The sequence below is a fragment of the Azospirillum sp. TSH58 genome, assembly GCF_003119115.1.
Lineage (GTDB): Bacteria > Pseudomonadota > Alphaproteobacteria > Azospirillales > Azospirillaceae > Azospirillum.
On the sequence record NZ_CP022367.1, the window covers coordinates 451,798 to 464,699 of the forward strand.

8 protein-coding genes are annotated in these 12,902 nt (G+C 70.0%); 2 read left to right on the forward strand and 6 right to left on the reverse strand.

All coding sequences use genetic code 11. The features are described from left to right. Nucleotides 1–4: 4 nt before the first annotated feature. The 6 genes from TSH58p_RS23655 to TSH58p_RS23680 all read right to left on the reverse strand — a co-directional run bounded on the left by TSH58p_RS23655 (nt 5) and on the right by TSH58p_RS23680 (nt 9,465). Entirely contained in the window at nt 5–1,699 is a 1,695-nt protein-coding gene (locus TSH58p_RS23655; RefSeq protein WP_247874291.1) for an intermembrane transport protein PqiB, read from the reverse strand. Next, nucleotides 1,692–2,948 (reverse strand): paraquat-inducible protein A, encoded by a 1,257-nt coding sequence (locus tag TSH58p_RS23660; RefSeq protein ID WP_109072571.1) that lies wholly within the window; start codon nt 2,946–2,948, stop codon nt 1,692–1,694. Before TSH58p_RS23660 ends, TSH58p_RS23655 begins: the two co-directional genes overlap by 8 nt. 160 nt (nt 2,949–3,108) lie before the next feature. After that, nucleotides 3,109–3,810, reverse strand: a complete 702-nt coding sequence (locus TSH58p_RS23665) for a hypothetical protein (RefSeq protein WP_109072572.1) — start codon at nt 3,808–3,810, stop codon at nt 3,109–3,111. Nucleotides 3,811–3,920: 110 nt separating this feature from the next. Further along, a complete protein-coding gene (locus TSH58p_RS23670) occupies nt 3,921–5,615 on the reverse strand; it encodes a tetratricopeptide repeat protein (protein ID WP_109072573.1) in 1,695 nt (564 codons plus the stop codon). Nucleotides 5,616–5,680: 65 nt separating this feature from the next. Next, nucleotides 5,681–7,999, reverse strand: a complete 2,319-nt coding sequence (locus TSH58p_RS23675) for an NADP-dependent malic enzyme (protein WP_109072574.1) — start codon at nt 7,997–7,999, stop codon at nt 5,681–5,683. 164 nt (nt 8,000–8,163) lie between these two features. Beyond that, nucleotides 8,164–9,465 carry a dicarboxylate/amino acid:cation symporter gene (locus TSH58p_RS23680; protein ID WP_109072575.1) on the reverse strand — a complete coding sequence of 434 codons (1,302 nt, stop codon included), beginning with the start codon at nt 9,463–9,465 and terminating at the stop codon, nt 8,164–8,166. A 240-nt stretch (nt 9,466–9,705) separates the two neighbouring features. Between TSH58p_RS23680 and TSH58p_RS23685 the strand changes: the two genes are divergently transcribed. Both TSH58p_RS23685 and TSH58p_RS23690 read left to right on the forward strand, forming a co-directional pair. Continuing rightward, entirely contained in the window at nt 9,706–11,523 is a 1,818-nt protein-coding gene (locus tag TSH58p_RS23685) for an ATP-binding protein (RefSeq protein WP_247874292.1), read from the forward strand. Continuing rightward, nucleotides 11,520–12,899 carry a sigma-54 dependent transcriptional regulator gene (locus TSH58p_RS23690; protein ID WP_109072576.1) on the forward strand — a complete coding sequence of 460 codons (1,380 nt, stop codon included), beginning with the start codon at nt 11,520–11,522 and terminating at the stop codon, nt 12,897–12,899. Before TSH58p_RS23685 ends, TSH58p_RS23690 begins: the two co-directional genes overlap by 4 nt. The last annotated feature ends 3 nt before the right edge of the window (nt 12,900–12,902 follow it).

Below are 12,902 nucleotides of genomic sequence, written 5' to 3' on the forward strand. Positions count from 1 at the left end.
GTCCTCAACCGCGTTTGCCCCGGATCAGGGCTTCGGGATGGCGTTCGAGATAGTCGGTCAGACCACGGATGGAGCGGGCCGCCGCGGTCAGTTCGCGGACCAGCCCCTGCAGGTCGCTGACGGCGGGGCGGGACGAGTTGACCAGCCCATCGGTGCTGCTGAGCGTCTTCTCGGCCTGCCGGACCAGCTTGGAGGTGTTCTCCGCCACGTCGCGCAGGGCGCGGATGGTCGGCTCGCCCTCGCTGCCCAGCGCCTGCGTCGTCTTTTCCAGCTCCGCCAGCGACCGGCTGAGCGAGCCGATGGCCTGGGCGATCTCCGGCGAGCCGATCAGGGCGCCGGCCTTCTGGATGGTCGAGCGCAGTTCCACCACCGTTTCGGCGATGGGAGCGCGGGCCAGCTCGTTCATCAGGTCGGTGGCGGTCTTGGTCGCCGTGTCGAGCACATTCGGCTGGGACGGCAGTTCCGGATAGGGGCCGCCGCTGATCAACGTTTCCTTCGGCGCGTCGGAGAACAGGTCGAGCGTCACGATCAGCTCGCCGGTCAGCAGGTTGCCGGTGCGCAGCTGCGCCCGCAACCCTTGCTCCACCAGCACCCTCATGCGGGCATAGGCGGTCTCGGTGTCATGCGCCGCCGGCAGGTCGCTCCCCAGCCGCTCCGGCTCGATGTTCAGGGTCACCGGGATGCGGGCCTCGCCGGTCACCGGGTCCACGTCCAGGCGGATGTCGGTCACCTCGCCCACCCGGATGCCGCGGAACTCCACCGCGGACCCCGGATGCAGGCCACGCACCGACCCGTCGAAATGCACCAGGAAGGGCACCCGCCGGGTGAAGCGCGCGTCGCTGGCGGCGTTGCGGCTCTCGTAGAGGGGGAAGGCCGTTCCCTCGGCCGCGATCTCGCCGCCGTCACCGGGGCCGCCGAGGCCGGGAGTCTCGAAGGACACTCCGCCCGTCGCCAGCGACTGGAGCGATTCCAGCGCCACCGTCGGCCCCTCCGGCCCGATGGACACCGACAGGCCGCTGGCGTTCCAGAAGCGGGTGTTGGGCCGGACGATCCGGTCGTAAGGGGCGTGGATGAAGACCGGGATGGTCAGCGACTGCCAGTCCTGCGAGAACTCGTAGCCGACCACCTCGCCGACCTGGATGCCGCGGTAGTAGATCGGCGCCCCCGGCCCCAGCCCGCCCAGCCGGTCGGCGCGCAGCGCGAAGCGCCGGCCGGGCGAGCTGGACCGGATCAGCGGCGGCTCCTCCAGCCCGCGGAAGGCGGTCAGCGCCTCGCCGTTGCCGGTTCCCGGGTCCATGCCGATGTAGGCGCCCGAGACCAGCGTGCCGAGGCCCGACACGCCGCCGAAGCCCAGCCGCGGCTTGACCACCCAGAAGCTCGTCCGGTCGTTGAGGTAGGAGGCGGCCCCCTTCACCATGCGCACGGTGACGATGACGTTCGACAGGTCGGGCGAAACCGCCACCCCCTGCACCGTCCCGACATCCACGTCGCGGTAGCGCACGCGGGTCTTGCCGGGCTCCAGCCCCTCCGCCGTGTCGAAGGTGATGGTGATGGTCGGGCCGCGCTCGTTCAGCGTCCTCCAGGCCAGCCAGCCCCCGATCAGCGCGGCGACCAGCGGCACCAGCCAGATCAGCGGCAGACCGCGGCGGCGGCGGATCACCGGGCTGGCCGGCTCCGCCGTGGAATTCGGATCAGTCATTGGAGGAATCCTGCCGATGCGCCCGCCGGGGCGGCGCATCCCAGATCAGCCGCGGGTCGAAGGACTCCGACGCCAGCATGGTGATGATGACGACCGCGGCGAAGGCGACGGCGCCCAGCTCCGCGTGGATGGTGGCGATGGCGCCCAGCTGGACCAGGGCCGCCAGAAGCGAGATCATGAAGATGTCCACCATGGACCAGCGCCCAACCCCTTCGATCAGCCGGTAGAGCCGCGTGCGGTCGCGTTGCCGCTTCGGCGACCCCCGCTGCACCGTCCACAGCAGATAGGCCAGCCCGATCAGCTTCAGCACCGGCACGGTGATGCTGGCGAAGAAGACCAGCAGGGCCACCGGCCACATCTCCGCCGCGATCAGTGCCTCGACACCGGACAGGATGGTGTCGGGCTGGCCGGCGCCGAAATAGACCACCGTCATGATCGGCAGCAGGTTCGCCGGAATGTAGAGGATCGTCGCCGCGGAGATCAGCGCCCAGCCGCGCGGCAGGCTGTTCGGCTTGCGGCGGTGCAGCCGGGCGCCGCAGCGCGGGCACGCGCCCTCCGATCCGGCCACCACCTGACGGCAATCGTGGCAGGCGGTCAGCCGTTCCGGGTCGGCGTTGGCGGCCTGGGCGACGCGGGTCTGCGGCGCGATCCGCTCCCACACATCGAAGGGGCTGAGCGACGCCTCCCCCCAGACCTGCACCAGGATGAAGGCGACCAAGGCGGCCAGCGACGCGCCCGGCTCCAGCTCCGCCAGATCGGACAGCTTCACGTAGGCGACGATCAGGCCGAGCAGGAAGACCTCCGCCATCGCCCAGCGGCGCAGCCGCGCCACCGTCCGGAAGGTCCAGGCCGCGCCCGGCGCCGGCGTCCGCCCGGCGGCGAGCGGCATCACCACATAGAGCGTGCCGAGCACCTGGGCCAGCGGCGCCAGGAACAGCACGAAGAAGACCAGGACGCCCAGCACCTCGTACCCGCCGTCCCACAGCGCCACCGAACCGCTGAGCAGGGTCGCCGTCTGCGCCCGCCCCTCCAGCTCGAAGGTCAGGATCGGGAACAGGTTGGCGGTGACGAACAGGATCGCCGAGGCGATGGCGAGGGCCACCGCGTGCCCCAGCCCGCCGGTCCGGAAATGGCGCAGCACCGCCCCGCAGCGGTGGCATTCCGCGCGATGGCCGGGCAAGGCCGGCGGCAGGGCGTGCGGCGCGTCGCAGTCGTGGCAGAGCAGGATCGGGTGGTCCGGTGCGATCATAGCGTTGGCTTAACATTTTCCACGGGCGAAAGGTCCGCCGATTGCGCGGTGCGCCGGCGGAGGAGCACCGACCGGGGTGGATCGCAAAGCCCAGATGGAAAAAGCCCTTCCCCCATGGGTGGGGAAAGGGCTTCGGCCGTCGGTGAAGGACAGGGTTCGATCAGACGAACATATTGAAGCTGCCCAGCAGCTTTTGCGTGCCGGTCTGGCCGGTCGGGATCGAATTCAGGCTCGCCGCCGCCTGGCTCAGCCCGTCCAGCATGGCCTGCTGGCCGGTGGAGAGGTTGAACGGGCTTTCGCCCTTCTTCGGCGCCTTGACGACCGTGTCGTAATCCTGGGTGTATTTGCCCATGCTGAGCTGGATCGCGTAGTTCTTGGGATCCTTGGCCGACTGCCCCTTCTCGCGCGTCAGGCGCAGGGTGTAGTCGCCGCGGTCAAGCTCATACTCGCCCTGCATCATGCCCTTGAAGGCGTCGTAATTCTTTCCGGAGCTCTTGTCGCTGTCGGCCACGACCGTGCCGAACTTGGACATCACCTGGACGCGCAGCCCCTCGTCGCCGACCTGCCCCAGCGTCACCTCGCCCTTGGTGGTCACGCGGAACTTGTAGAAATCGACGGGGTCGTCGGCGCCCAGCGCACCGACCACGTTCAGGCGGGTCACGTTCTTGGCGAGAACGCCCATGTCCGTGGCGAAACCGGGGGTGTTGACGGAGGATTTGCGGACGTCCTTGCGGAATTCCTGCACGTTCGCGCTGGCGGCGGCCTCGGCCTCGCGCTGGGCGTTCAGGCGTTCGACGGCGGCGGACACGGACTTGTTGAGGTCCGCGACCATCTGACCAACGCCGGCCATTGCGTCTGACATGACACCCCCTCCCATCAGGCGCGCCCCCGAATGGGGAAGCGCGAATGGATCGCTCGACCCTCACTTTACCGCAAAGAATGTAAAGTTGCGAATTGTTTTTCGCCGAAATTTCAGATAGGGCGCCGGGCGAGTTGTGCGGCCATCCGGTTCAGCACGCCATGGAGGTCCTCCCCGCCCCGTGGCTGGAACAGGCGCTGCGCCGGAAACCAGGGGCGCACCGCGCTGCCGAGCTGGGTCCAGTCGCGCCCGCCGAAGCGCCAGACCGGCACGCCGAGCGCCGCCGCCAGCTCTCCCACCGCCGTGGCGGGCGAAATCACCAGATCCAGGTTCGTCATCAACGCCGCCGTCCCGTCGAAATCGTCGGTCAGGTCGAGATCGTCCCAGCGGTGGATGGCGATCCCGAACCGTTCCTCCGCCGCGACCCGCTCGGCCTCGCACGCGCCGTACTGGAGCGTGACGAAGACCACGCCCGGCACGGCGAACAGCGCCTCCCACTGGTCGAGCCGGCTGTAGGCGGCACGGCGCGATTCGGTCATCAGCGCGCTGCGCCAGCCGATCCCCACGCGAAGGCCGGGGCCGAGCGCCGCCACACGCTCCCGCCAGAGCGCCACACGAACCGGGTCGGGCACCAGCCAGCCGTCGGCGGCACCGCTGAACGCGGACAGTTCGCGGCGAAGGACCCGTGCCAGGGAACCGATGGGCGTGTGCAGATCGCAATCGGGCACGGCGCCCGCGTCGCTCCGCTGGGCGCGCACCAGCGCGGCGGGGAAGGAGCGGGCGAACAGGGGCACCAGCCGCCGGTCGGTTTCGATCACCACGGAGCGGGCGCGGGCGATGGCCTCCGCGCAGAGGGAGGAGAACAGGATGGTGTCGCCCACCCCCTGCTCCCCCCAGATCAGCAGGCGCTTGCCCGCCAGATCCTCGCCGCGCCACGCGGGCAGCCGCGGCTGACGCGCCCCGCCCGCCTGACCGGACGCGAAGCGCCAGCCATAGCCGGCCCAGCCCTCCGCCAGTTCGCCGCGCTCCAGCCGCAGCAGACCGCGGTTGAAATGGGCCAGCGGCAGGTCGGGCGCCACGCGCAACGCCCGCCCGTACAGACGCTCCGCCAGCACCCCGTCGCCCAGACGCTGCACCGCCAGACCGAGATTGCACAGCGCCGCCGCATAGGAAGGATCGAGCGCCAGGGCGCGGCGGAACCAGCGGGCCGCCTCGGCGTGGCGGAGCCGGCCTTGCAGCGCGTGGCCGAAATTGTTGTTGGCCTGCGGTTCGTCCGGCATCAGCCGCAGGGCGCGGCGGTGCGCCCGCTCGGCCTCGTCCAGCCGCTCCGCGTCGCGCAGCCCGCCGCCGAGGTTGGACAGCCCCTCCGGCAAGGCCGGGTCGAGCAGGACGGCGCGTTGCCACGCCGCCAGGGCCGCCGCCGCGCGGCCTTGCCGGCTCAGCGCGTTGGCCAGATTGTTCCAAAAGGTCGCCCGGTTGGCGCTGCGGACCAGGGCGGCGCGGTGGCAGGCTTCGGCTTCCGCGAAACGGCCCTGCCCGGCGCGGAGCGAGCCCAGGCTGTCGGCCGCGTCCACGCAGTCGGGATCAAGGGCGAAGGCCGCCTCGAAGCATTGGGCCGCCCCCTCCACCTGCCCGAGATCGCGCAGCACCAGCCCGAAGCCGCAGAGCAGCGCCGGGTTGCGGCGGTCCAGCCGCAGGGCGTCGGTGTAAGCGGTCACCGCTTCGGCCAGCCGCCCTTCGGCGTGGCGGCGGGCGGCCAGCGCCACCAGGGTGGTCAGGTCATCGCGGAAAACGTCGTCGGGACTCATCCCGGCAGAGTGGCCCGCGGGACCGGAGCGGCGCAAGCACCGTCCGGCCCCGCGGTTGCGGTTGCTCAGTCCTCGCCGTCCTGCAGCGCCGGGGGACGCGGGGCGGCGTTGACCGGGGCGGCGAGCTGGGCGTCGACCACCGCCACCGCCGTCATGTTGACCAGACCGCGCGTGGTCACCGACGGGGTGACGATGTGCACGGGGCGCGCGGCGCCCAGCAGCATCGGCCCGACATTCTGCGCGTCGGCCATGATCTTCAGCATGTTGAAGGCGATGTTGGCGGCGTCCAGGGTCGGCATGACCAGCAGGTTCGCCTCGCCCTTCAGGCGGCTGTCGGGCAGCACGCCCTTGCGCAGAACCTCCGACAGGGCGGCGTCGGCGTGCATCTCACCGTCCACCTCCAGGTCGGGATTCTCCTCGGCGATGAGCTGGTAGGCCAGCCGCATCTTGCGGGCCGACGGGGTGTCCGCACTGCCGAAGTTGGAGTGGGAGAGCAGCGCCACCTTCGGCTCGATGCCGAAGCGCTTCACCTCCTCCGCCGCCAGCCGGGCGATCTCGGCCACCTGCTCGGCGGTCGGGTCGGGGTTGACGTAGGTGTCGCAGATGAAGTGCGTGCCCTTCTGCGAGATCAGCCCGTTCATCGCGCCGGCCACCTTCACGCCCTTGCGCAGGCCGATCACGTCCATGACGTGGTTGAAGTGGTCGCCGTAGCGGCCCGAGGTGCCGCAGACCATGCCGTCGGCCTCGCCCCGGCGGACCATCAGCGCGCCGAAGACGCTCGGCTGGGTGCGCACGACGTTCAGCGCGTTGGCCGGCGACACGCCGCGGCGGCCCATCAGCTGACGGTAGACCTCGGCGTAGTTGTGGCAGCGCAGGTCACGGGCGGCCTCGATCACCTCCACATCCTTGCCGATGCGGATGCGCAGGCCCATGTCGGTGATCGTCCGCTCGATCACGTCGGCGCGGCCGAGCAGGACCGGATGGGCGATGCCGTCGTCCACCACCACCTGGGCGCAGCGCAGGACGCGCGGCTCCTCGCCTTCGGCGTAGACGATGCGCTTGGGCGCCGCCTTCGCCTTGGTGATGACCGGCTTCATGACGAGGCCGGAGCGGAAGACATACTGGCCGAGGCTGTCGCGGTAGGCGCGGAAATCGGCGATCGGCCGCGTCGCCACGCCCGACTCCATGGCGGCCTTGGCGACCGCCGAGGACACCTCGATCACCAGACGCGGGTCGAAGGGCTTGGGCAGGATGTAGTCCGGACCGAAGCGCAGGTTCTCGCCGACATAGGCGGCGGCCACCACGTCCGACGGCTCGGCCTGGGCGAGGCTGGCCATGGCGTGGGTGGCGGCGATCTTCATCTCCTCGTTCACCGTCGTGGCACCGACGTCCAGCGCGCCGCGGAAGATGAAGGGGAAGCAGAGGACGTTGTTGACCTGGTTCGGGAAGTCCGAGCGGCCGGTGGCGATGATGGCGTCGGGGCGGGCCTGCCGGGCGAGGTCCGGCATGATCTCCGGCTCCGGGTTGGCCAGCGCCAGCACCAGCGGCTTGTCGGCCATGCGGACCAGCATCTCCGGCTTCAGCACCTTGGCGCCGGACAGGCCGAGGAAGATGTCCGCCCCGTCGATGACGTCGTTCAGCACGCGGGCGTCCGTCTCCTGCGCGTAGGCGTCCTTGTAGGGGTTCATCTCCTCGTTGCGGCCCTTGTGGACCACGCCGATGCGGTCGACCAGCCAGACGTTCTCGCGCTTCACGCCCAGGCTGAGCATCAGGTCCAGGCAGGCGATGCCCGCGGCCCCGCCGCCGGTGGAGACGACCTTGACGGTGGAGATGTCCTTGCCGACCAGCTTCAGCCCGTTCAGGACGGCCGCGCCCACCACGATGGCGGTGCCGTGCTGGTCGTCGTGGAAGACCGGGATCTTCATCCGCTCACGGCAGCGGCGCTCGACCTCGAAGCAGGCGGGGGCGGCGATGTCCTCAAGGTTGATGGCGCCGAAGGTCGGCTCCAGGCGGACGATGGTGTCGACCAGACCGTCGACGTCCTTCTCGTTCAGCTCCAGGTCGAAGCAGTCGATGCCGGCGAACTTCTTGAAGAGGACGGCCTTGCCCTCCATGACCGGCTTGGCGGCCATCGGACCGATGTCGCCCAGCCCCAGCACCGCCGTGCCGTTGGTGATGACCGCCACGAGGTTGGCGCGGGCCGTCAGCTCCGCGGCCTGGGCCGGGTCGGCGGCGATGGCGCTGGACGCCGCGGCCACGCCCGGCGAGTAGGCCAGCGCGAGGTCGCGCTGGTTCGCCATGGGCTTGGTGGCGACGATCGCCAACTTACCGGGCTTCGGATTCCGGTGGTACTCAAGCGCCATCGCGTCGAAGTCGCCGGACATACGTCCTCTCCCCTTTTAACTTGATTTCAGTTAATTTGCCGAACGACGAACTGTTTCCCCTCCGGCTTATACCCGAATTGCCCGGGCACCGGAATGGGAAAGGGGCAGCCCGCGGCGGACCGCCCCCTCCTTTTCACCCCCTGGAACGGGAGGCTGGACCCGCGTCAGATGCGGGCCAGGGCCGGCTCCTTGAAGTGCTCCTGGTATTCGGCGACCGCCTTGCTCTCGTCGAACTCGCCTTCCATCTTGGCAACCACGATGGTGGCGACGCCGTTGCCGATCAGGTTGGTAATGGCGCGGGCTTCCGACATGAAGCGGTCCACACCCAGCAGCAGCGCCAGACCTTCGATCGGCAGGTGGCCGGTGGCCGACAGGGTGGCCGCCAGCGTCACGAAGCCGCCGCCGGTGACCGCCGCAGCACCCTTGGAGGTGAGCATCAGCAGGCCGAGGATGGTGAGCTGCTGCCAGATCGTCAGGTCGATGTTGAAGGCCTGGGCGATGAAGATCGCGGCCATCGACAGGTAGATCGAGGTGCCGTCCAGGTTGAACGAGTAGCCGGTGGGGATGACGAGGCCGACGACGTGCTTGGAGCAGCCGAACTTCTGCATCTTCTCCATCATGCGCGGCAGCACGGACTCCGACGAGGAGGTGCCGAGCACGATCAGCAGTTCGTCCTTGATGTAGCGCAGGAAGGTCAGGAGGCTGAAGTTGTACAGGCGGGCGATGCTGCCCAGCACGACGAAGACGAACAGCGCCATCGTGATGTAGACCGCCGCCATGAGCTGGCCGAGCGAGGTCAGCGACGACACGCCGTACTTGCCGATGGTGAAGGACATCGCGCCGAAGGCACCCAGCGGGGCGACGCGCATCAGGATGCCGATCACGCCGAACAGGGCGTGCGACACCTTCTCGAACATGTCCTCGACCACCTTGCCCTTCTGGCCCATGGCGGACAGCGCGACGCCGAAGATCACCGCGAAGAACAGGATCTGCAGCATGTCGCCCTTGACGAAGGCGCCAAGCACGTTGTCCGGGACGATGTTGACCAGGAAGTCGATGGTGGTGTGGTTCTGCGCCTCGGTCGCGTACTTGGCGACGGCGTCGGCCTTCAGCGAGCCGGCCTGGATGTTCATCCCCGCGCCCGGCTTCACCAGATTGACGACCAGCAGGCCGAGACCCAGGGCGAAGGTGGTGACGATCTCGAAATACAGGATCGCCTTGCCGCCGACCTTGCCGACCTTCTTCATGTCGCCGATCGAGGAGATGCCGGTGACCACGGTCAGGAAGACGATCGGGCCGATGACCATCTTGATCATCTTGATGAAGACGTCGCCCAGGGGCTTCATCTGCACCGCAAGAGCCGGATAGAAATGGCCGAGCAGAATGCCGATGGTGATCGCGGTCAGAACCTGGACGGTCAGGTTCGTGTAGAATGGCTTTTTCTGGGGCTGCCCTTGGGCGTGCATGATCGTCTCCTCGTGGCGTTCCTGAAAAGGGCTGCCGCTCTTGTCTCGCGGTCGGCGGCCGGCCCGTCATGGCCTCCTCAAAGCAAGCGGCGTGCCAAAAACAAAAGTGAGGAATCGCAGCGCTCTGACGGAACGCGTGGGTCAGAATCCGCACGACAGGGGCGGAATCCATGTGCGAAAATCCGCACATCGCCCCCTCCGCGCGATCTCTTGTTGCGGCGCAGCATGAATTGAGGACCGTTGGTTAGGATCGCCCCCACCCGCTGGACATTTTCGCAAAGCCGCGACTGGGTCGCCCGGCGGCTGCCCGTCCTGTTCGCCCGTCCGCGGCGGGTGATGCTGGCCGTCCTGGTGGTCGGCATGCCGCTGGCCGCGGCGGTGGCGGCGGGTCTGGCGGCCGACAACGCCGGGGAATCCCTGCGCGAGCAGGGATCGGCGCAGCTGTCCCTGTATGAATCCAACCTGCGGACGGAGTTGGAGCGGCACGCCGCCGTGCCGATGGTGCTCGCCCGCGACCGCGAGGTCGCCGACCTGCTGCGCGACCCCAGCCCGGAGCGGGTGGACCGTCTGAACCGCAAGCTGGAGGCCATCGCCGCGACTCTGAAGGCGTCTGCCCTCTATGTGATGAACGCGGCGGGAACCACCGTCGCGGCCAGCAACTGGAACGCCTCGCCCAGCTTCGTCGGGCAGAATTTCAGCTACCGCCCCTATTTCCAGTCGGCCATGGAGCAGGGGGAAGGGCATCATTTCGCGCTCGGCACCACCTCGCTCGTCCCCGGCTACTACACCGCCCAGCGGGTGGTGGCGGAAAACCGCACAGACGGCCGGCCGGCCGGCGTCGTGGTCCTGAAGGTCGGCTTCCAGGAGCTGGAGCGGGCCTGGTCGCACGGCCAGGAGAAGGTTCTGGTTTCCGACCGCGACGGCATCGTCTTCATCACCAACGTGGAGGGCTGGCGCTACAACGCCCTGCCCCGCCGCCTGCCGGTCACGCTGCCCGCGGCGGCGGCCCCCCCGACCGAGGAGATCCCCACCCTGCCCTGGGCCTTCGGCGGGGCGTCCGACCGCATCACCCTGCGGGAAGGGAACGGTGAGCGGCGCTACCTCCTGCAATCCGCCGCGGTGCCCGGCGGCGACTGGACCATCCACGCCCTGACCAGCCTCGCCCCGGTCGCCACCCGCGCCCAGCAGGCCGGGCTGCTCGCCGCCGCGGTGGTGGCCCTTGCCGCCCTGACCGGCCACGCGCTGGCCCAGCGCCGCCTGAACCTCGTGGAGCGGCTGGCTCTGCAGGAGGAGGCGCGGGCCGAGCTGGAGCGCCGCGTCGCCGCCGCCACGGCGGAGCTGCGCGCCACCGAGAACGAGCTGACCCAGGCGGCCAAGCTGGCGGCGCTCGGCCAGATGTCGGCGGCCATGGCGCACGAGATCAACCAGCCGCTCGCCGCCATCCGCAGCTTCGCCGACAACGCGGTGGTGCTGCTGGAGCGCGGACGGCCGGACGCGGTGCGCGACAATCTGGCGGAGATCGCCGACCTGACCGACCGCATGGCCGCCATCACCCGCAGCCTGAAGGGCTTCGCCCGGCGCGCCTCGGGCACGCTGGGCGCGGTGTCCGCCGCCGCCGCCGTCGGGCAGGCGCTGGCCCTGCTGGAGGCCCGGCTGCGCCGCGATTCCGTGACGGTGGACACCGACCTGCCGCCCGGCCCTCTGCTGGTCACCGGCGAGGACGTGCGGTTGCAGCAGGTGCTGGTCAACCTGATCGGCAACGCCGCCGACGCCATGCGCGCCTCGCCCCGCCGCCATGTCCGGATCGCCCTGGCCGAGGAGGGGGAGGAGGCGGTGCTGACCGTCCGCGACAGCGGCCCCGGCATCGCCGAGGCCGACCTGCCGCGCATCTTCGTGCCCTTCTTCACGACCAAGGAGGCGGGCGACGGGCTCGGGCTCGGCCTGTCGATCAGCCACGGCATCGTCGAGGATTTCGGCGGCAGCCTGACCGCCGCCAACCACCCGGAGGGCGGCGCCCTCTTCACCATCCGCCTCAAGCGCAGGGATATCCAGACATGACGACCGGCAGCATCGCCCCGGGCGGCCCCGTCCTCTTCGTGGACGACGAGCGGTCCGTCCGCCTCGCCGGGCAGCAGGCGCTGGAGCTGGCGGGCTTCGACGTCACCGCCTGCGACGGGGCGGAGCGCGCGCTGCGCCATCTCGGCCGCGACTGGCCGGGCGCCCTGGTCACCGACGTGCGCATGCCGCAGATCGACGGGCTGGAGCTGATGGAGCGCGCCCTGGCGCTCGACCCCGAACTTCCGGTCATCCTGATCACCGGCCACGGCGACGTGCCGATGGCGGTGGAGGCGATGCGGCGCGGCGCCTACGATTTCCTGGAAAAGCCCTTCCCCTCCGACCGGCTGGTCGAGGTGACGCGGCGCGCGGTGGAGAAGCGCCGGCTGGTGCTGGAGAACCGGCGCCTGCGCGACCGGCTGGCCGGGCTGCCCGCCGGGGAGGCCTCGCCCATCGTCGGGCGGACGCCGGGGATCGAGCGGCTGCGCACCGCCATCGCCGCGGTGGCCGACACCGACGCCGACGTTCTGGTGCTGGGCGAGACCGGCACCGGCAAGGAGATGGTCGCCCGCGCGCTCCACGCTGGCAGCGGCCGGCGCAAGCACCCGTTCGTCGCCCTGAACTGCGGCGCCATGCCCGAGGCGATCTTCGAGAGCGAGCTGTTCGGGCACGAGGCCGGGGCCTTCACCGGGGCCGGCAAGCGCCGCGTCGGACGCATCGAGCACGCCAGCGGCGGCACCCTCTTCCTCGACGAGATCGAGAGCATGCCGCTCTCGCTCCAGGTCAAGCTGCTGCGCGTCATCCAGGAGCGGGTGGTGGAGCCGCTGGGCTCGAACGAGCTGATCCCCGTGGACCTGCGCGTCGTCGCCGCGACCAAGGTGGACCTGCGCAAGGCCGCCAGCGAGGGCAAGTTCCGCGAGGATCTCTATTACCGGCTCAACGTCGTCGTGGTGACCATCCCGCCGCTGCGCGACCGCCGCGACGACATCCCCCTGCTGTTCCAGCATTTCGTCGTGCAGGCCGCCGCCCGCTACAACCGCGAGCCCCGCGCGCCCAGCCCGGCGCAGGTGCAGCGGCTGGTGGCCCACGACTGGCCCGGCAACGTCCGCGAGCTGCGCAACGCCGCCGACCGCTTCGTGCTGGGGCTGGACGACACGCTGTCGGCGGTGGGCGGCACCGCTCCGGCGATGGCGGCGGGACGCAGCGGCCTGTCGCTGGCGGAGCAGGTGGACCTGTTCGAGAAGAGCCTGATCGAAAGCGAGCTGGCCCGCTGCAAAGGCAGCGTGAAGGCGGCCATCGAGGCGTTGAACATCCCCCGCAAGACCTTCTACGACAAGCTGAAGCGCTACGGCCTCAGCCGCGAGGATTTCGTGGAGTGACGA

Bases quoted from the DNA above. Each gene is read 5' to 3' on its own strand.
- TSH58p_RS23655 (WP_247874291.1), bottom strand. From the start codon at position 1,699: ATGACTGATCCGAATTCCACGGCGGAGCCGGCCAGCCCGGTGATCCGC.
- TSH58p_RS23660 (WP_109072571.1), bottom strand. From the start codon at position 2,948: ATGATCGCACCGGACCACCCGATCCTGCTCTGCCACGACTGCGACGCG.
- TSH58p_RS23665 (WP_109072572.1), bottom strand. From the start codon at position 3,810: ATGTCAGACGCAATGGCCGGCGTTGGTCAGATGGTCGCGGACCTCAAC.
- TSH58p_RS23670 (WP_109072573.1), bottom strand. From the start codon at position 5,615: ATGAGTCCCGACGACGTTTTCCGCGATGACCTGACCACCCTGGTGGCG.
- TSH58p_RS23675 (WP_109072574.1), bottom strand. From the start codon at position 7,999: ATGTCCGGCGACTTCGACGCGATGGCGCTTGAGTACCACCGGAATCCG.
- TSH58p_RS23680 (WP_109072575.1), bottom strand. From the start codon at position 9,465: ATGCACGCCCAAGGGCAGCCCCAGAAAAAGCCATTCTACACGAACCTG.
- TSH58p_RS23690 (WP_109072576.1), top strand. From the start codon at position 11,520: ATGACGACCGGCAGCATCGCCCCGGGCGGCCCCGTCCTCTTCGTGGAC.